Source organism: Sandaracinobacteroides sp. (assembly GCF_057137845.1).
Map to the genome: position 1 here is coordinate 1 of NZ_DBNHFX010000137.1, position 18,379 is coordinate 18,379.

Here is an 18,379-nt window from a genome sequence, read left to right on the forward strand (position 1 = left end):
ACCGAGGCGCCGACCGCGCACCGCCGCGAGCAGGCGCGCGAAAAGGGCGACCGCCCGGCTTCGCGCGAACTGGCAACGGCGCTTGCCGGGGGCGCAGCGGCGATGTGGCTGTGGGCGGAAGCGCCGCGCTTCGGCGCGGGCTTGCGCCGGTCGCTGCACGACGCGCTGGCCTTCGGCCACGCCGAGGTGGTGGACTTCCGCCCGGTGGACGCGCTGGCCTCCATGCTGTGGCCGCTAGCCCGGCCGCTCGGCGTGCTGGCACTGCTGGTGCTGGTGGCCGCCATAGCGGGGCAGGCGGCAACCGGCGGCGCCGGCTTCACTCCTGCCAACCTTGCGCCCGACTGGAAGCGCCTGAACCTAATGGCAGGCCTGAAACGGCTGTTCGGAAGCCGCAGCCTTGTCGAACTGGCCAAGGCCATCGGCAAGACGGGCATTCTTGCTGCCATTTCCTGGCATGTGATTGCCGGCGCGATGCCGATGCTGGCGGGGTTGGCGGCGATGCCGCTCGATCGCGCAATCCAGAGTTGTGCCGATATCGCGTTGCGGCTGGTGCTGCTGCTGGGGCTGGGGCTGGCGCTGATCGGGGCGATCGACGTGCCGTTGCAGATCAGGATGTGGCTGCAACGCCTGCGCATGACCAAACAGGACATCCGGGATGAAATGAAACAGCAGGAAGGTTCAGCAGAAGTGCGCCACGCGCTGCGGCGGATGGCGCGCGAAAGCCTGAAACGCGCCAATCGTTCGGCGATGGCCGATGCAACCGTCGTCGTCACCAACCCGACACATTTTGCGATCGCCCTGCGTTATTGCCCCGGAGACGACAGCGCGCCGACGATCGTTGCACGCGGGCGCGGTGTGGTGGCGCAGGCGATCCGCGAACTGGCCGCCGAACAGGGGGTGGCGGTGCTGTCCTATCCGTCCGTCGCACGCGCGCTTTATTTCACCGGGCGTGTCGGGCAGTCGATCCGGCCCGATCTGTATGCAGCCGTCGCCACCATCCTTGCGTTCGTGCTGCGGGTGAGCGGCTCGGCAGTGCGGCCGCCCGATGCCGAAGCCCCGGAAACCGCCCTGTTCGACGAACATGGCCGCATGGTCTCCGCCCGCTGAACGACGTATCTGCCCGCAACGGGTTTTCAACTGCGTCCGTCCTTGGCACAAGGCCGCGCATGTTGCCTCGCTGGCTTGCCGCCCTTGTCCTTCTGCTGCTTGCGCTGCCTGCAAACGCCGTCGCGGTAGCGGGGAACATCCGCCTCGTGCCGACTGCCGATGGCGTGACGGTTCGCCTTGCGCTTTCCGAACCGCTTGCTGCGGCGCCACAGGCATTCGCGCTTGCCGGGCCGATGCGCTGGGCGATCGATCTTGATCAGGCGTCGTCGCTGCGGCGCGAAGTGGAAGGCGAAGGCGGCGCGCGCGCGGCGCGGGTTTCGCAGTTCGATCCGGAAACCGTGCGCGTCGTCGTCGATCTGGAACAGCCGATGGAACTGGTGTCGGCAACGCAGGGGCGCGACCAGGTGCTGGAACTGCGGCTGCGGCGCACCGATCAGGCAGCGTTCGCGCGGCTGGTGCGCAAGGGCAAAACCCGGATTGCCGCATTCCATCAGGAAGCACCCCGCGCCGTTGCCCCCGGCCCCGCACCCGCGACCGACCTTGCAGCCGACAGCGCCGCGCGGATGGATACGGTGGAAGCCGCCCTTGCGCGCGCCAGCGAGGCGCTGCAACCATCTGCCCCGCCGCCAGCGGCAGCAGCGAAAACGCCGGTCCCGCCGGTCGACCTGAGGGTCGACAAAAGCGTGCAGGCGGCAGCCCCGCCGGAACGCCGCCCCGAAGCGACGGCACACGCAAGGCCACCGCGCCGCAACCGCTATGTGGTGGTGCTGGATGCCGGCCACGGCGGCACCGATCCGGGCGCTCCATCGGCCAACGGCGGCGCCGAAAAAGACGTGACGCTGGCGATCGTTCGCGCTGCCAAAGCCGCGATCGAACGCAGGGCGCGGTCGAAAGGCGTGCCGATCGATGTGCGGCTGACGCGCGACGATGATTATTTCGTGACACTTGGCGGCCGGGTCAGGAAAGCGCGCGACTGGAAGGCCGATCTGTTCGTCTCGGTCCATGCCGACAGCGCCGCCAACGCGGGTGCTCGGGGCGCGTCGGTCTATACGCTTTCAGAAACCGCGTCCGACCGCGAAGCCGCAAGGACCGCCGCCAAGGAGAACCGCGCCGACCTCATCGCCGGAGTCGACCTGAGCGGCGAGAACCGCGAAGTCGCCGGCATCCTCGTCGATCTTGGGATGCGCGATTCGATGAACGCCAGCGCCGATTTCGCCGAAATGCTGCAAGACGGGCTGGAACCCGAGGGCGTGCGCTTTCGCAGCCAGTTCCACCATTTCGCCAATTTTCAGGTGCTGCGAAACCTGGGGGTTCCGGCCGTGCTGCTGGAAACCGGCTATCTGTCGAACGCCGACGATGCGGATTACCTGTCGTCGCGAAAGGGGCAGCAGGCAATCGCCAACGGCATCGCCGACACTGTGGTCAGGTATCTGGGCCAGCGCTGAATCCGGGGAGGATGGTGCCGGGCCGGCGAAACGTCAGTCCGCGCCAACCGCAGTCTGGCAGAAGCGCACGCATTCGCATCGGATGTGGGCGCGATCTTTGTCGGTTGCATCAGGGGCGAGATACTGGCGCATCGCTTCGCCGACGGTTGCAAACACCAGTTGCGCCATCAGCGTGCGATCAGTCGGCGGATCGCCACGTTCCACGGCCAGCGCATCCAGATGTGCCTTGGTCCAGTCGACGATGATTTCGCGCGACGCCTGGTAGAATGGCTCGGCCTCGGGGCTGGATTTGCGGAACTCGGCGCTGGCTGAACATGCGCCCTCGGCCTTTGCTTCCTCCCACAGGTTGTTCGCTTCGCAAAAATCAAAGCAGCGGTTCATGCTGATTTCATAGGTCAGCGATCCCAGCGGCTCGTCACCCTGCATCGCCGCCACCAGCTTCTGCCCGTGCAGCCGCCCGAGTTCCGTCAGCAGCCCGTTCTTCGAGCCGAAATGGTAGAAGATCGAGCCTTCCGAAACATCGGCCTGCGCTGCGATATCGGCGGTGCCGGTGCCGCTGTAACCGCGCGTTCCGAACAACAGATAGGCTGCTTCCAGAATACGGGCGCGGGTTTCGGCCGCATCGTAACGGCGCACCTTGCCGTCGCCTTCGGCCCGGGCGGGCCTGCCGCGCGCGCGCTTTTGCGCAGCGGGCTTGCGATCGTGCTGGTCGGCAGTGTCGGATCGGGTGGCCACTGCTGCTGTCGTCCTTCCTTTCTTCCCCGCGCGCCATCTATGCGCGAAAACTGAGTGACAGTCAAAAGATGTGACGAATTGCGCCCTGCGAAGCGCACCGCTAGGGTGCCGCCGTGCTACCGGGCTGGACTGACCGCTTTTTCTGGACGGGCGACAATGTGCGCCTGCACTACCGCGACTATCCCGGCGCCGACGATCGTCCCGCCCTGCTGTGCGTGCCCGGCCTTACCCGCAACGCCCGCGACTTCGATGCCTTCGCTGCCCGCTTCGCGCCACGCCATCGGGTGCTGACCGCCAGCCTGCGCGGGCGTGGCGAATCGGGCTATGCACGCGACCCGCTGACCTATGTGCCGCTGACCTATCTGCAGGACCTCAGCCTGCTGCTCGATGATGCAGGCGTCAGCCGCGTCGTCCTCGTCGGCACGTCGCTTGGCGGGCTGATCGGAATGCTGCTGGGCGCAACCCGCGAAGCGCGGCTTGCCGGGCTGGTGCTGAACGACGTCGGCCCCGAGATGGAGGCTGCGGGCCTCGATCGCGTGCGCAACCAGTTGGGGCGCGGCGGCAACTGGGCAAGCTGGCTGATCGCCGCGCGCGAAGTCGCCCGCCGGCAGGCCGAAATCTACCCCGGATGGTCGCTCGAACAATGGCTGACGCACACCAAGCACCTGTGCCGCATCAGCCGCGAAGGCCGGATCGTATGGGATTATGATCCTGAAATCGCTGCGCCTTTCCAGCTTCCCAACAATAGCGGCAATGCCGGGGCGCTGGACTTGTGGCTGGCACTCGAGGGGATGGGAAGCCTGCCGCTGCTGTCGATTCGCGGCGACCGGTCGGATATTCTGTCGGCTGAAGGGCAGGCGATGCTGGCAAGGCGCCTGCCGGGGCTGCAAACGGCGGTGGTGGCGAATGTCGGCCACGCGCCTACGCTGGAGGAACCGGAATCCATCGCCGCGCTGGAAGGGTTTCTGGCAGCTATCGGCTAGCCGGACAGCCCGCCATCAAAGCCCGATGCACAGATATTTCATCTCGAGATATTCATCCAGTCCGTGGCGCGAACCCTCGCGGCCGATGCCCGACTGCTTCACGCCGCCGAACGGCGCGACTTCGGTGCTGAGGATGCCGGTGTTGATGCCCACCATGCCATAATCCAGCGCCTCGGCCATGCGGAACACGCGCGACAGGTCGCGGCCGTAGAAATAGGATGCGAGGCCATATTCGGTCGCGTTGGCGGCGGCGATCACCTCGGCGTCGGTGGCGAAGCGGAATACCGGCGCGACCGGCCCGAAGGTTTCTTCGGTCGCCAACAGCATCGACGACGTGACCCCGGTGACGAGTGCCGGCGAAAGGAATGTGCCGCCACGGCGTTCGCCGCCTGCCACCAGCGTCGCGCCCTTTGCTACGGCGTCGGCGATGTGCTGCTCGGTTTTCTCGACTGCGGCAATGTCGATCATCGGGCCGACGTCGGTACCCGGCGCCGCGCCGTCGCCCACACGCAGCCCGGCGATGCGGGCCGCCAGCTTCGCCACGAATGCGTCATGCACGCCGTCCTGCACATAGATGCGGTTGGCGCAGACACAGGTCTGGCCCGCATTCCGGAACTTCGAGGCGATCGCCCCTTCGACCGCTGCATCGAGGTCTGCGTCGTCGAGCACGATGAACGGTGCGTTGCCGCCCAGTTCCAGGCTGACCTTCTGGATGTTCTGCGCGGCAGCGGCATATAGCTGGCGGCCAATTTCGGTGCTGCCGGTGAAGCTGATTTTCCGCACCACCGGGTTGCCGGTGAATTCCGCTGCAATCGCCGAGGCACTGCCGGTGATGACCGAAAGCAGACGCGGGTCCAGCCCGGCTTCCTCGGCAAGGATCGCCAGCGCAACCGCCGACAGCGGCGTCGCTGTTGCCGGCTTGATGATCATCGGGCAGCCCGCAGCCAGCGCCGGTCCGGCCTTGCGGGTGATCATGGCAGCAGGGAAGTTCCACGGCGTGATGGCCGCCGTCACCCCGATCGGCTGTTTCAGCACCAGAATGCGCCGGTCGGCGGCGAACGGCGGGATCACTTCGCCATAGGCGCGCTTGCCTTCTTCGGCGAACCATTCGATGAAGCTGGCCGCATAGGCGATTTCGCCCATGGATTCCGCCAGAGGCTTGCCCTGCTCGGCGGTCATGATGGCGGCAAGATCTGCCTGGTTCGCCATGATCAGCTCGAACCATCGGCGCAACACCTGCGCCCTGGCCTTGGCCGTAAGCGCCGCCCATTCCGGCATGGCGTCGGCGGCCGCCGCAATCGCCTCGGCCGCTTCGGCGCGGCCAAAGCGCGGCACGTGCGCCAGCACTTCGCCGGTGGCGGGATTGGTGACGGCGATGCCGTCGGCGGTGGCGTCGATCCAGCGACCGGCGATCAGGTTGGCGCCGCGCAGCAGGCCGGGCCGTTGAAGCGAAAGAGGCATGGTTGCACGATGCGCGCTGGCTGGCTGGCGCGCAAGCCCGGCAGCCGCCTGCTATTCGGCGGGCTTGTGGTCGATCGCGTGTGCGCCGGATTCGGTTTCGGTTTCGGTTTCGGTTTCGGTTTCGGATTCCGCTGGGGCCGTCGCCGGGTTCCCCATGAACCGGATCGCCAGCAGGCTGATTTCGTAAAGCAGCACCAGCGGCACCGCCAGCAGCAATTGTGAAACCACGTCGGGCGGCGTGAACACGGCGGCGATGATGAAGGCCGCAACGATGAAATAGCGGCGGAAACCCAGCAACTGCTCGCGGCTGACGATCCCCGAACGATGCAGCAGCATCAGCAGCACCGGCAGCAGGAACGCCAGCCCGAAGGCAAACAGGAACTGCATGATGAAGCTGAGATATTCACCGACCGAGGGCAGCGCCTGCTGGCTGACCCCGCTGTTGCCCAGATCACCCTGAAACCCCAGCAGAAACCTGAGGGCCGTCGGCACCGCGATGAAATAGGCAAAGCATGCGCCCAGCGCGAACAGGAACGGCGTCGCCAGCAGGAACGGCAGCAGCGCGCGCTTTTCCTGCCGGTAAAGACCCGGTGCGACGAACCTCCACAATTGTGTCGCGACGACGGGAAAGCTCAGCATCAGCGCGCCGAAGAAGGCCACGCGCACCTGCACGAAAAACGCCTCGAACACCTGCGTGAAGATCACCTTGTCCTGCCCGGCGGCGGCCAGCGGCCGCACCAGCAGTGCGAAGATTTCCTTGGCGAAAGCAAAGCACAGGAAAAACGCCACCATGATCGCGCCCACCGACCACAACAGCCGGGTGCGCAACTCGATCAGATGTTCGAGAAGCGGCGCCTTGGTGTCGTCGATGTCCTTCACGGAAGCGGCCTTGATTCAGGCGGCACGATTTCAGGCGGTTCGGTTTCTGGTGTCGCGGTTTCTGGGGGCGCGATTTCTGGGGGCGCGATTTCTGGCGCCTGCTGCACGTCTGCCGCCGGCGCCGGATCGGTGGCGCCGCTGCCTGCATCGGGCGTCGCCTCCATGATCCGGCGGTTCTGTTCCGCCCACTGCTTTTCCATTTCCTCAAGCTCGGCCTGGCGCATCATCTCGTCGAAGCCCGAGCGCAGGTGCCGCGTCATGGCGCGCGCCTTGCCGGTATAGCGCCCGACCACGCGCAACGCGTTCGGCAGGTCTTTCGGGCCGATGACGACCAGCGCCACGACCGCGATCAGCAGCAGTTCGGTTCCACCGATATCGAACATCGCGCCTGCGCCCTGCCGATGGCCGCCGCGTCAGCGGGGCGTATGCTCGGCGTTGGGTGTCGGCGTCTCGGCGGGCTGGTGCGTCACCTGCTGCGGTGGCACTGCGGCCGGCGGCGGCGCAGCCGGCTTGTTCTCCTCGTCGGCGAGGCCCTTCTTGAACGAATTGATGCCCTTCGCCAGATCGCCCATCATTTCGGAAATGCGGCCCTTGCCGAAAAGCAGCATCACGATGAGGGCGACGATGACCCAGTGCCAGATACTCATGCTGCCCATGGTCGTTCCTCCTCCATCCGGCCGGACGGTGCCGGCGCGCGCCTTATCTAGTCGTTCGGTTGATCGGGCGCCAGTGCGGCGCCCTGCGATTGCGCCCCTTCGGGCATCGGGTCCAGCAGCCCGGCTGCCTTCAGTTCGGCAAGTCCGGGCAGATCGCGGCGGCTTTCCAGCCCGAAATGGGCAAGGAATGTTCCCGTGCTTGCATATTGCATCGGCCGGCCGGGACTTTCGCGCCGCCCGGCCGGTCGCACGAACCCGGCTTCCATCAACGTGTCCAGGGTGCCGCGCGCCGTCTGCACGCCACGGATTTCCTCGATATCGGCGCGGGTGACGGGTTCGTGATAGGCGATGATCGCCAGCGTCTCGAGCGCGGCCCGCCCCAGCTTTTTCGGCACTTCGCGCGCGCGTTCCAGAACCGACGCACAGTCGGGCGCGGTCTGGAACAGGAAGCGGCCGCCACGTTCCACCAGATTCACCCCGCGCACTGCATAATCGGCGGTCAGCCGCTCCAGCGCGGCGCCCAGATCGCCTTCGCCCGCATAGGCGCGGATGTCCGACGGCGCCAGTGGTTCGGCGGCGGCGAAGATCACCGCCTCGACGCGGCGGGCATAGTCCGCCGGGTCGCCGTCAGTCGACATCGTCGACGTCGGCCTTCTCGCCAGTCACGCGCTGCGACAGTGCGGCGGCCATGAACGGGTCCAGTTCGCCGTCCAGCACGTCCTGCGGCGAGGTGCTGGTAAGACCGGTGCGCAGATCCTTCACCAGTTGGTAGGGTTGCAGCACATAGGATCGGATCTGGTGCCCCCAGCCGATATCGGTCTTGGTGGCGTTCACCGCGTTCGCCTCGGCCTCGCGGCGTTGCAGTTCGGCCTCGTACATGCGGGCGCGCAGCATCTTCCACGCCGTCGCCCGGTTCTTGTGCTGCGACCGCTCGGTCTGGCAGGCGACGACGATCCCCGTCGGCAGATGGGTGATGCGCACCGCCGAATCGGTGGTGTTGACGTGCTGGCCGCCGGCGCCCGATGCGCGATAGGTGTCGATCCGGCAGTCGGCTTCCTTGATGTCGATCTCGATCGAATCGTCGATTTCCGGATACACCCAGACGCTGGCGAAGCTGGTGTGCCGCCGCGCCGATGAATCATAGGGGCTGATCCGAACAAGCCGGTGCACGCCGCTTTCGGTTTTCGCCCAGCCGAACGCGCCTTCACCCTTCAGCAGGATGGTCGCCGACTTGATGCCCGCCTGTTCGCCGGCGTTATAGTCGATCAGTTCCACCTTGAAGCCGCGCCGCTCGCCCCAGCGCATGTACATGCGTTGCAGCATCTCGGCCCAGTCCTGGCTTTCCGTGCCGCCGGCGCCTGAATTGATTTCGACGAAGCTGTTCAGGCCGTCCGCTTCTCCCGAGAGCAGGGCCTCGACCTTGTCATGCTCGGCGCGGACGGCAAGCTCTGCAAGCGCGGCGACGCCTTCGTCGGCCAGTGCCTCGTCGCCTTCGGCTTCGGCAAGTTCGATCAGCTCGACGGTGCCGGTCAGCTCGTCCTCGATGCGGCGGGTGGCGGTGATCGCTTCATCGAGCTTGCGCCGCTCGCGCATCAGTTCCTGCGCGGCCTTCGGGTCGTTCCACAGCGCCGGGTCTTCGGCGCGGTGGTTCAACTGGTCCAGTTTCTGGAGTGCGCGATCCCAGTCAAAGAAACCTCCTCAGCAGGGCAAGCGCCTGCTGGATGCTGTCGACATGATTCTGGGCTTCTGCACGCATGGCGGGCCTCCTAGGCGGAGGGGGCCGCCGACTGCAAGCCCTTTTGGGCGCCATGCCGGCGCCAGACCGTCAGCCGGAACAGCAGGAAGCCGATCCCGGCCGCTGCCGCAAGTGCGGCATGCAGCAGCCAGAAGCTGGTTGCATCCATCGTCGTCAGCAAACCGCCGATCCTGCCCACCAGCCAGTTCCCGGCGGAAAACGAAAGATAATACAGCCCGATCACCGTTGCATTCAAAGCCGCAGGCGCAACGCGCGCGAACAGCGCCAGCGTTACCGGCATGATGTTGGCGAACCCGATCGAGTTCAGCACATGGAACAATACCGGCAGCGCCAGCCCGATTTTGGCATCGGGCGCCCGCGTGGCCGCCGCAAAGGCCAGCACCAGCATTCCGGAAGTGGTGAACAGGCTGCCGATCAGGATCTTGCCGATTTCGTCGGGTTCGGTGCGCCGCTTGCCCCACCAGCGCCAGAACAGCGCCACGCCCGCCAGAAACGACACCGAGACGATCGCGTCGAGGGTAACGAGCCATGTTGTCGGCAGGCGCCGCCCGGCAAACGACAGGTCGAACACGGAATCGCCCCACACCAGATAGGCGTTGAATATCTGGTTGTTCGGAATGATGGCGATCGCCATCACCGGGATCAGCAGCAAAAGCCCCGCCGTCTGCTTCCATTCGGCGGGCGAAAGCCGGATGCCGCTGCCGCCGCGACGCAGTGGCGGATCGGGCGGCAGGTGCCTGGTGCCCGCCAGATAGACGCACAGCCCGATCAGCATGCCGACGCCTGCCGCGCCGAAACCCCAGTGCCAGCCCACCTTTTCGCCCAGCGTGCCAACGATCAGCGGCGCTGCGATCACCCCGCCGTTGATGCCCAGATAAAAGATCTGGAACGCATCGGCGCGGCGATTGTCGTCAGGCCCATACAGCCCGCCGACCTGGCTGGCGATGTTGCCCTTGAACAGCCCGGTGCCGACGATCAGGCACAACAGCGCCAGCAGGAACGCCGGTTCGAAGGCCATCAGGAAATGCCCGGCCGCCATGGTGACGGCACCCAGCAGCACCGTCAGCCGCCGACCCAGCAGCCGGTCGGCGATCAGCCCGCCGGCAATCGGGGTAAGATAGACCAGCGACGTGTACAGCCCGAACACCGCTGAAGCGAGCGGCTGGCCTTCGAGACCGCCCAGCGCCGCCTGCAACGGCCGCAACATCCATACCTGTTCCAGATTGCCCGGCAGCAGCAGGTATTTCACCATATACAGCACCAGCAGCGCCTGCATGCCGTAAAACGAGAAGCGCTCGAACGCTTCCGAGAAGGACAGGTAGCCCAGCCCCTTGGGGTGGCCCAGAAAGGCGCTGTCCGCCCGGTCGGCTGCTGTTTCGGTCAATAGATTCCCCCCTGCTGGCGAAGGAACTCGCTGTCGGACTTCACCCGCACGCCGGTTTCCGCCGGTTGCAGGGCCTTCAGTTCATCCGACCGGCGATAGATGCGGCGCGGTTCCGCATCGGCCTTGAACGCCTCCCAGATGACGGCGGGCTTTGGCTGGTCCATCGACGGGAACGTGCCATAGACCCGCTGCCCCGACCGCCGGTCGATGCGGACCATGCGGATGCCGGCGGGCGCAAGAAACGGGTCGGGTTCGGGCGGGCGGTCGTGGAAGGCGTCGGCGTAGAACTGCTTCCAGATCGGTGCGGCAAAGGTGCCGCCCTGCACGCCGCCCAGATTGCGGGGCTTGTCATAGCCGATATACAGCCCGGCCACGACGTGCGGCGTGCCGCCCACGAACCAGACATCGCGCGGGCCGGTGGTGGTGCCGGTCTTGCCGGCGATCGGCACCTCCAGCGAACGCAGGGTGGTGGCGGTGCCGCGCTGGACGACGCCCTCCATCATGTGCGTCACCTGATAGGCGGTGCGCGCATCCATCACCTGCCGCCGGTTGTCGGCGGGGCGCGGCATCGGCTGCCCCTGCCAGCGGGTGGTGTTGCACCCCTCGCACGGGCGGTCGTCGGCGCGCCAGATCACCCGGCCGTTGCGGTCCTGCACCAGGTCGAACAGCACCGGCTCGACGCCCTTGCCGTTGTTCAGCAGGGTGGAATAGGCGTTCACCAGCCGCATCGGCGTGGTTTCGCCCGCACCAAGCGCGATCGCCAGCACCGGCTGATAATTGCCGATGCCCAGATCCTTCGCCAGCTTCACCACATTCTTCATGCCGGAATTATAGGCGATGCGGATCGTCATCAGGTTGCGCGATTGTTCGAGGCCCCAGCGCATGGTCTGCGCGCCCGCATGGCCGCCGCCGTAATTGCGGAAGCATTTGGTGCCCAGCGCGCGCGACTGGAACACGCAATAGGGCGCGTCGGCAACGATGGTGGCAGGCGTCATGCCGTTGTCGAGGCCGGTTGCATAAACGAACGGCTTGAAGCTGGATCCGGGCTGCCGCATCGCCTGCGTCGCGCGGTTGAAACTGGAACCGCGCACGTCGAAGCCGCCGACCATCGCCAGCACCCGCCCGGTCTGCGGTTCCTGCACGACCATGGCGCCCGACACCTCGGGGATCTGCCGCAGCGCATAGCTGCTGCCGGATATGCGCGAAACCGCCACCACATCGCCCACCTTCAGCAGTTGCGCTGCCGGCTTGCCGTCGCGCTGGCGGGCGGCGTCGCCGTTCGCCATGAAGCCGGTGCGGCCATCGGTCAGCCCGATCCTGAGACCGCCTTCCTGCCGGGCCAGCACGACCGCCGAGCGCCATTGCGGATAGCCGACCCCGACGTTCGCCGAACGCAGCCGCGACACCCAGCCTTCGCCGGTTTCGATATGCGTGACCGGCCCGCGCCATGCGCGGCCGCTGTCATAGCGGATCAGCCCGTCGCGCAGCGCCTTTTCGGCGGCCGCCTGGATCACCGGGTCGATCGTCGTCCGCACCCACAGGCCGCCCGCATAGACGCTGTTCGGCCCGGCGTCGGCATCCTCGCCGAAGCGTTCGATCAACTGGCGGCGCACCTCCTCGATGAAATAGCCGCCCACCGCCGACTGTAACGACGCAGCACCCCCGCCGGGCACTTCGATCGGCGTCGCCTTCAGCGCATTGGCTTCGGCCTCGGTCAGGAAGCCGTTATTGGCCATTTCGCCAAGCACATAATTGCGCCGTTCCATCGCCCGCTTGTAGTTCGACGCCGGATTATAGGCCGAGGGTGCTTTCAGCAGCCCGGCCAGCAGCGCTGCTTCCTCAGGGCGCAGTTCGGCTGCCGGCTTGTCGAAATAGGCCTGCGACGCCGCCTCGATGCCATAGGCGTTGCGGCCCAGAAACACCTCGTTCAGATAGAGTTCGAGGATCTGCTCCTTGGTGAACAGGCTTTCGATCCGCCACGCCAGAATCGCCTCGCGCGCCTTGCGCGCCAGCGAGACTTCGTTGGTCAGCAGCAGGTTCTTGGCGACTTGCTGGGTGATGGTCGAGGCGCCGACCGGCCGCCTGTCGGTGCCGAGCGAGCGGAGATTGGTGAGGACCGCCCGCGCGATCCCGGCATAATCCAGCCCGGAATGCTGAAAGAAGCTCTTGTCTTCGGCGGATGTCACTGCCTCGATCACCACGGGCGGGATTTCGGCATAGGGCAGATAGATGCGCCGTTCGCGCGCGAAACTGTGGAACGGCGTGCCGTCGGATGCGCGCAGCATGGTCGGCAGCGGCGGCTGGTAATTGGCAAGGCTCGCGGCGTCGGGAAGGCCGCGCCCCACCAGAAGCCACAGCAGCGCGATCGCCGCCAGCCCGCCGCCGCCAAGCACGGCGATCACGATGCGCGCGCGCCTTGGCACCCGCTCCCACATGGCTTTCAGGCGTTCGGCGAACCTTGCGAACGGGCCGTTCGCGGCCTGCTTCGGTGCTTCCGTGGCGGACTCCATCGCGCCCCTTTAGCGCCGGTTCGCAAGCTGCAACAGGAAAAAGACGCCCGCAGCCGGGGGTGGCAAACAGGGATTGCCTGTGCTTTAGGCTGAAGGGGATGGCAGAACCGGATTCCAGGATTGTCGCGGTCGAGCTGGATGAGCGGACGGTCATCTGGCGCAACGCCGACGTCGAACAGGAACGCCGCGTCGCCATCTTCGACCTGCTGGAAGGCAATATGTTCCGCCCGGTCGAGGTTGCGGGCGAAGGGCCGTGGCGGCTCGTCCTCAGGGTCGAGGATGGCCGTCTGGCGATGGATCTGCGCGAAGAGGGCGGCTCCGCCGAAGGATCTGTGCTGCTGGGGCTGGCCCCCTTCCGCCGGGTGGTGCGTGAATATTTCGCCATCTGCGACAGTTATTACAAGGCCATCCGCAACGCTTCCCCCAGCGCCATCGAGACGATCGACATGGCGCGGCGCGGAATTCACAATTCGGCAGCCGAACTGTTGATCGAGCGCCTTGACGGGCGCGTCGAGATGGACTTCGACACCGCACGCCGGCTGTTCACGCTGATCTGCGTGCTGCACATCCGGCAATAGGTCAGGCGGCAATAGGTCAGGCGGCAATAGGGCAGGCAATTTCGGGCAACGGCATGTCTGCCCACAACGGGACGAGAGGATGATCATGGGCGTGATGCCGGATAGCTGGATCCGCGAGCGGGCGCTGCGCGACGGGATGATCGAACCATTCGTCGAGGCGCAGAAGCGCGACGGCTGCATATCCTATGGCCTGTCGAGCTATGGCTATGACGCCCGCGTGTCCGATGAATTCAAGATCTTCACCAACGTCGACAGTGCGGTCGTTGATCCCAAGGCCTTTTCCAGCAGCAGCTTCGTCGACCGGCAGACCGATGTCTGCGTCATCCCGCCCAACAGTTTTGCCTTGGCGCGCACCGTCGAATATTTCCGCGTGCCGCGCGACGTTCTGGTGATCTGCCTTGGCAAAAGCACCTATGCCCGCTGCGGCATAATCGTGAACGTGACGCCGCTGGAACCCGAATGGGAAGGCCATGTGACGCTGGAATTTTCCAACACCACGCCGCTGCCCGCCAAAATCTACGCCAATGAAGGCGCCTGCCAGTTCCTGTTCCTGAAGGGAGACAGCATCTGCGAGACCAGCTACGCCGACCGGGCAGGCAAATATATGGGCCAGAAAGGCGTGACGCTGCCACGGCTCTGAGCGTCCTGCCCGGCGGTTCGCGGAAGCGCTGATTCCGGGGGATGCCGTCGGTCGGGCAGATGTCAGTCCCGGTCTGCATCTTCCCAGTTGCGTTCCCGCAAGCGCGCGTTCGTCTGCCCCCTGGCGGCAAGGCGCGGCGCCAGAAAATGGTGGAAGAACCAGTCTTTGTGCACAGGCAGCGTGAAATTATAGAGAAGCCGTTCGAACAATGTCCAGTTGACGGCCGTGCGGTCCGTCCTCCGCGACGAGGTCTGCACCCATAGATCCTGTGCGCAGCCGACACGGCCATGCTTCCACAGCCGGTTCACCACCTCATGGTCTTCCAGCACAAATGGCCACAGCCGCGCGTCATAGCCGCCCGCCGCCCTGAACGGCTGCGTCCGCATCAGATGGGCATAGCCACCGCCATGCGCCTGGTGGGTAAGCAGCCGCGAAACGACATGGGTATACAACCACCGCCGCGCCCGTTCGCCAGCGCTGTCGGGGTCGGCGCCGCAATCATGCGCGATGAACCCGATCGTGCCCGTGCCAGCCGCGTCCAGATGCGTTGTGGCGGCTTGCAGATAGTGGGGCGGATACAATGTATCGGCATCACAGAGCGCCAGAAACTCGGTGTCGACTGCCGATATGCCCGTGGCCAGCGCATGAATCTTGCCCGCAACAGGCTCAGACAACAGGCTGACCCGGATGTTGCCCGCTGTCAGCGCCCACGCCCGCGCCAGTTCTGCTGATCCATCCGTCGATCCGTTATCGACCAGAACCGCCCGGAACGGCGGGCAGATCTGCGCAGAAATGCTGGCCAGAGTCCGCGGAAGCCATGCCTCCTCGTTGTAGTAGGGGATGACGACCGTCCAGCGCGATTGACCCATTACTCACCGATATTCCGTTCAGCTTGCCTGCCGAAACCGCCGCGACGCCAAAGCCGGTTTGACGCGGCTGCCTGAATCGAGCAGCTTTCATGCATGGCATTGTTCAAGATCTTTAGGGCAGCACAATGGCATGCCTTCATGGAAACCGGCACGTTTGCCGGTTCCGACGATGATCTGCGCGACGGATTCATCCATCTGTCCGATGGCGAACAGGTGGCGGGAACGATCGAAAAACACTTCGCCGGGCAGGCGGGGCTGGTGATCGCCGAGGTGGACGTCGGCAACGATCCCGAACTGAAATGGGAACCGTCGCGCAACGGCGCATTGTTCCCGCATCTGTTCCGCGCGCTTGTGCGGGCCGATGTGATCGGGCACGAAACACGCGCATGAAACGAATGATGCCAGCCGTCGCGGTGGCGCTGCTGGCGGGCTGCGCGCCCGCCGGCGGCACCACGTGGCACGTCGACTATGCCTCTGGCCGCGACAGTGCCGACGGCCGCACCCCGGCAACCGCATGGAAGCACGCCCCCGGCGACCCTGACGCGACCGCCGGCCCGGCCGGCGCGCGCCTGCAACCGGGCGACAAGCTGCTGTTCCGTGCCGGTGTCGCCTATCGCGGCACGATCCGGGTGGCGGCCAGCGGCAACGCCGAAAAGCCGATCGTCTATTCCGGCATCGGCTGGGGCGAAGGGCTGGCCATCATCGAAGGCGCCGATCCGGTGGCATCCGCCAGACCATGCACAAGCGCCGCTGATTGCGGTGGCGCCGCAGACTGGAAGGCGCTGAGCCGGGTCGAATATCCGCAGCCGACGACGGCGCGCGTCGTCCTCTATGGCGCTCGCGGTCCCTATTGGCTGAGCCAGATCCCGGCACCCGCCGACCCCTTCTACAGCGACGGCCGGCATGGTTTTGCCGTTACGCCGCTTTCCCGGCTTGGCGAACTGCAATCCGGCATCCTGACATCGCCCGAACTTGCCCGCGCCGCGCGCGATGGCCGCATGGTCGAGCTGGCGTTCTGGGTGCGCCCCAACCTCGTCACCAGAAGGCCGTTGAAAGGCATCGACGGCGACCGCCTGCTGTTCGACGCCGAAGGCCTGCGCTTCTACGAGGACCGCGACGGCGCAGTCGCACTGAACGGCAGCTTTGCGGGGCTGGCGGAACCCGGCCGCTATGTGGTGATCGGGCCGGGCGTGCTGGTCGCGCGGCTGCGGCCCGGCGACAATGCAACGACGCTTTCCATCGGGTCGGGCCGCATGGGTTTCAACGTGACCGGCCAGTCGAATCTGGTGATCAGCGGCTTCCACTTCCGCAACATGACGGGCAGCGCCACAGGCCGGCGCGAAGGCCGCGCGATCACCTCGCTTGGGATACGCGCGCACGACATCGAGATCAGCGGCAACCGCTTCGGCCCGGCGGTGATCGAGAATGGCTCGGGTGTAGTGCAGCTTCAGGCGGCCGACAATGTCGACATCCTGTCCAACCGGATCGAGGAAATCGCCTTCGGCAGCGGTATCCGCGCGTCGGGCGGCAAGCCGTCGAACCTGCGGATCGAGGGGAATGTCATCCGCCGCCTCGGCCGCACCGGCATCGCGCTGCTGGGCGTGCACGGCGCACAGGTGAAGGGCAACATCGTCGCCGACATCCGTGGCGTGCACGGCAACGCGCTGACGGCTTATCTCGGCAACCGCGACATTCTGTTCGAGGGAAACTGCGTCGTCAATTCCAGCCGCCCCCTCACCTATCACGGCGATAAAAACGCGCCGGAACCCAACCGGCTGGTCATCCGGCACAATATCCTGGTCTCCACCCCCGATGGCCAGGCAGCCATCAACAGTTGGGGCGCCAACACGCAGGACGTCAGGATCGAAGGCAATCTGCTGATCGGCCCGAAGATGGGCCTGCTGATGAACCAGTCCGACCGCGACGTGGTGGTGCGCGGCAACGACACGTCTGGCATCTCGACCAGAGGGGAAGTCCCGCCCGACTGGACACTGGACGGCAACCGCGAAGATCTGAATTTCGCCAGCATCGCCAAGGCCAGCTTCACCGAGTCCGGGTGCGCGGCGCCCGGCACAAGGGTTGCGCCCGTCGAACGTGCGCAACCCAAGGGCAGGCTCGCCGCTCAGCCGCAATAGCTGGCGGGCGGCCGGGCATAGATCATGCGGGCAACGAGTTCGGCGCCGTTGCCTTCCGGATCGTGGAAGATGTTGCCCGCAGGCTGGAACAACTGGCTCGCCTTGGGCTGCACCACCTTGCCGACAAGCTGGTTGCCGGTTGCGACAAACCCGGTTTCAGTGCCCGCGATCTTCATCGCATTGGGGTTCGAATAGAGGAAGTTCCCCGTCACAACCAGATTCGGCGTGCTGCCATAGCTGGTCAGCGCGCCGTTCACGCTGTCGGTGCCGATCAGCACATTGTCGCTGACAGTGACACCGGGCGTACCCTCGGTGAAATAGGAGGAGCCGTTGCCGATCCCGTGCAGGGTCAGCGGGCGGATCGATGCAGTCACCACATTGCCGGCGATACGGACGTTGCGGCTGTCGTTGTAGGCGCTGATCGCGTTGCCGTGCACACTGTACACGCGGGTCAGGCGATTGCCGAGGATCTGGCCGTTCGCCACATTGCTGAAGCGGATCCCGGTGCGGCCGATGTCGGAAAAACTGTTGCAGCGAACGACCGTAGGCCCGGCGCTGTTGTCGACCATGATGCCCGAAGTCCATGGCGTATCGACGAACTGGTTGCGCTCGATCCTGAGGTCGCGCGCAAACGCCATGTGCACGACAGCAGGCCCCGACAGCCCGACGAACGAGCGGAAGCTGTTGTCGGCGATCGTGATCCCCGCCTTGCTGCTGCGGCCAAGGATCGCCGCCCCGCTCGACATGTTCTTCGGTTCGGCGGCGAAACTGGTGAACGAAAAGCCGCGAACGACGATGTTCGTCGCCTTCGAGGTGTTGATGCCATAGCGCCTGCTGCCGGTGCTGACCGAGGGCTGATAGCTGACGGCAGTGGAAGCCGAGCCGACAGCGGGCGGCCAGAAGATCGCCACCCGGTCGGCCGGGCTGACCGCGAACAGCCCTGCACGGTTCACCATCGCGGGCAGGTTCATCAGGCTGAACCGGCTGTCGCGGTTGGTATAGGGCTTGAAATTCGCGTTCACCCATTGCCCGCCGGGCGCGAACTGCACGCCCTCGGTCGAAACCGCGATTTCGGTGCTGAAGGCGATGAGGTTCGGGTTCACCCAGAGCGCGAGCACCGGCTGCCCCTGGCCTAGCCCGGCCGGAAGCGCCGCGTCGATGCGGCCGGCCAGCAGCTTTTGCAGTTCGGCCTTCGGGATCGGCAGGAATTTTTCCGGCTTGTCGGAATCGGCAACGGAAAG

At 65.8% G+C, this 18,379-nt stretch carries 18 protein-coding genes; 7 read left to right on the forward strand and 11 right to left on the reverse strand.

Annotated features, from left to right (window positions below; translation table 11 throughout):
- Both AC16JP_RS07925 and AC16JP_RS07930 read left to right on the forward strand, forming a co-directional pair.
- The coding region (locus tag AC16JP_RS07925) for an EscU/YscU/HrcU family type III secretion system export apparatus switch protein (RefSeq protein ID WP_484340071.1) at positions 1-1,107 on the forward strand (1,107 nt) is incomplete at its 5' end.
- A 59-nt stretch (positions 1,108-1,166) separates the two neighbouring features.
- Positions 1,167-2,552: an N-acetylmuramoyl-L-alanine amidase gene (locus tag AC16JP_RS07930; RefSeq protein WP_484340072.1), complete on the forward strand. Its 1,386-nt coding sequence runs from the start codon at positions 1,167-1,169 to the stop codon at positions 2,550-2,552.
- 33 nt (positions 2,553-2,585) lie between these two features.
- Here AC16JP_RS07930 and AC16JP_RS07935 read toward each other — a convergent pair whose 3' ends face one another.
- Positions 2,586-3,287: a TetR/AcrR family transcriptional regulator gene (locus AC16JP_RS07935; RefSeq protein ID WP_484340073.1), complete on the reverse strand. Its 702-nt coding sequence runs from the start codon at positions 3,285-3,287 to the stop codon at positions 2,586-2,588.
- A 113-nt stretch (positions 3,288-3,400) separates the two neighbouring features.
- On the opposite strand from AC16JP_RS07935, the gene AC16JP_RS07940 reads away from it, so the two are divergent.
- Positions 3,401-4,270, forward strand: a complete 870-nt coding sequence (locus AC16JP_RS07940) for an alpha/beta fold hydrolase (RefSeq protein ID WP_484340074.1) — start codon at positions 3,401-3,403, stop codon at positions 4,268-4,270.
- Between the two features lie 15 nt (positions 4,271-4,285).
- On the opposite strand, the gene AC16JP_RS07945 is transcribed toward AC16JP_RS07940, so the two are convergent.
- From AC16JP_RS07945 to AC16JP_RS07980, 8 genes are all read right to left on the reverse strand, one after another.
- Positions 4,286-5,731 carry an NAD-dependent succinate-semialdehyde dehydrogenase gene (locus AC16JP_RS07945; protein ID WP_484340075.1) on the reverse strand — a complete coding sequence of 482 codons (1,446 nt, stop codon included), beginning with the start codon at positions 5,729-5,731 and terminating at the stop codon, positions 4,286-4,288.
- A gap of 51 nt (positions 5,732-5,782) precedes the next feature.
- Positions 5,783-6,610, reverse strand: a complete 828-nt coding sequence (tatC, locus tag AC16JP_RS07950; protein ID WP_484340076.1) for a twin-arginine translocase subunit TatC — start codon at positions 6,608-6,610, stop codon at positions 5,783-5,785.
- Positions 6,607-6,993: a Sec-independent protein translocase protein TatB gene (gene tatB / locus AC16JP_RS07955; protein ID WP_484340077.1), complete on the reverse strand. Its 387-nt coding sequence runs from the start codon at positions 6,991-6,993 to the stop codon at positions 6,607-6,609. The genes tatC and tatB overlap by 4 nt, the downstream gene beginning before the upstream one ends.
- Before the next feature lie 30 nt (positions 6,994-7,023).
- A complete protein-coding gene (locus tag AC16JP_RS07960) occupies positions 7,024-7,266 on the reverse strand; it encodes a twin-arginine translocase TatA/TatE family subunit (RefSeq protein WP_484340078.1) in 243 nt (80 codons plus the stop codon).
- Positions 7,267-7,313: 47 nt separating this feature from the next.
- Complete coding sequence (gene scpB, locus AC16JP_RS07965; protein WP_484340079.1) at positions 7,314-7,904, reverse strand: SMC-Scp complex subunit ScpB; 591 nt, start codon at positions 7,902-7,904, stop codon at positions 7,314-7,316.
- Positions 7,894-9,022, reverse strand: a protein-coding gene (prfB, locus tag AC16JP_RS07970) for a peptide chain release factor 2 (RefSeq protein ID WP_484340080.1) whose coding sequence is annotated in 2 segments (ribosomal slippage) — positions 7,894-8,952 and positions 8,954-9,022 — 1,128 coding nt in all. Because the reading frame shifts where the segments join, the coding sequence is not laid out codon by codon here. Before prfB ends, scpB begins: the two co-directional genes overlap by 11 nt.
- A 10-nt stretch (positions 9,023-9,032) precedes the next feature.
- Positions 9,033-10,406: a peptide MFS transporter gene (locus tag AC16JP_RS07975; RefSeq protein ID WP_484340081.1), complete on the reverse strand. Its 1,374-nt coding sequence runs from the start codon at positions 10,404-10,406 to the stop codon at positions 9,033-9,035.
- Positions 10,403-12,916 (reverse strand): penicillin-binding protein 1A, encoded by a 2,514-nt coding sequence (locus AC16JP_RS07980; protein ID WP_484340082.1) that lies wholly within the window; start codon positions 12,914-12,916, stop codon positions 10,403-10,405. The genes AC16JP_RS07975 and AC16JP_RS07980 overlap by 4 nt, the downstream gene beginning before the upstream one ends.
- 98 nt (positions 12,917-13,014) lie before the next feature.
- Between AC16JP_RS07980 and AC16JP_RS07985 the strand changes: the two genes are divergently transcribed.
- Positions 13,015-13,494, forward strand: coding sequence for a UPF0262 family protein (locus tag AC16JP_RS07985; RefSeq protein ID WP_484340083.1), 480 nt, complete (start codon positions 13,015-13,017; stop codon positions 13,492-13,494).
- Positions 13,495-13,579: 85 nt separating this feature from the next.
- Positions 13,580-14,134: a dCTP deaminase gene (dcd, locus tag AC16JP_RS07990; RefSeq protein ID WP_484340084.1), complete on the forward strand. Its 555-nt coding sequence runs from the start codon at positions 13,580-13,582 to the stop codon at positions 14,132-14,134.
- Positions 14,135-14,196: 62 nt separating this feature from the next.
- On the opposite strand, the gene AC16JP_RS07995 is transcribed toward dcd, so the two are convergent.
- Complete coding sequence (locus tag AC16JP_RS07995; protein WP_484340085.1) at positions 14,197-15,003, reverse strand: glycosyltransferase family 2 protein; 807 nt, start codon at positions 15,001-15,003, stop codon at positions 14,197-14,199.
- A 93-nt stretch (positions 15,004-15,096) separates the two neighbouring features.
- Between AC16JP_RS07995 and AC16JP_RS08000 the strand changes: the two genes are divergently transcribed.
- Both AC16JP_RS08000 and AC16JP_RS08005 read left to right on the forward strand, forming a co-directional pair.
- Positions 15,097-15,393 carry a DUF952 domain-containing protein gene (locus AC16JP_RS08000; RefSeq protein WP_484340086.1) on the forward strand — a complete coding sequence of 99 codons (297 nt, stop codon included), beginning with the start codon at positions 15,097-15,099 and terminating at the stop codon, positions 15,391-15,393.
- Complete coding sequence (locus tag AC16JP_RS08005; RefSeq protein ID WP_484340087.1) at positions 15,390-17,138, forward strand: right-handed parallel beta-helix repeat-containing protein; 1,749 nt, start codon at positions 15,390-15,392, stop codon at positions 17,136-17,138. Before AC16JP_RS08000 ends, AC16JP_RS08005 begins: the two co-directional genes overlap by 4 nt.
- On the opposite strand, the gene AC16JP_RS08010 is transcribed toward AC16JP_RS08005, so the two are convergent.
- Positions 17,126-18,379 (reverse strand): right-handed parallel beta-helix repeat-containing protein (locus AC16JP_RS08010; RefSeq protein WP_484340088.1); only part of this gene is annotated, 1,254 nt, incomplete at its 5' end. The two genes, AC16JP_RS08005 and AC16JP_RS08010, sit on opposite strands and share 13 nt — an antisense overlap.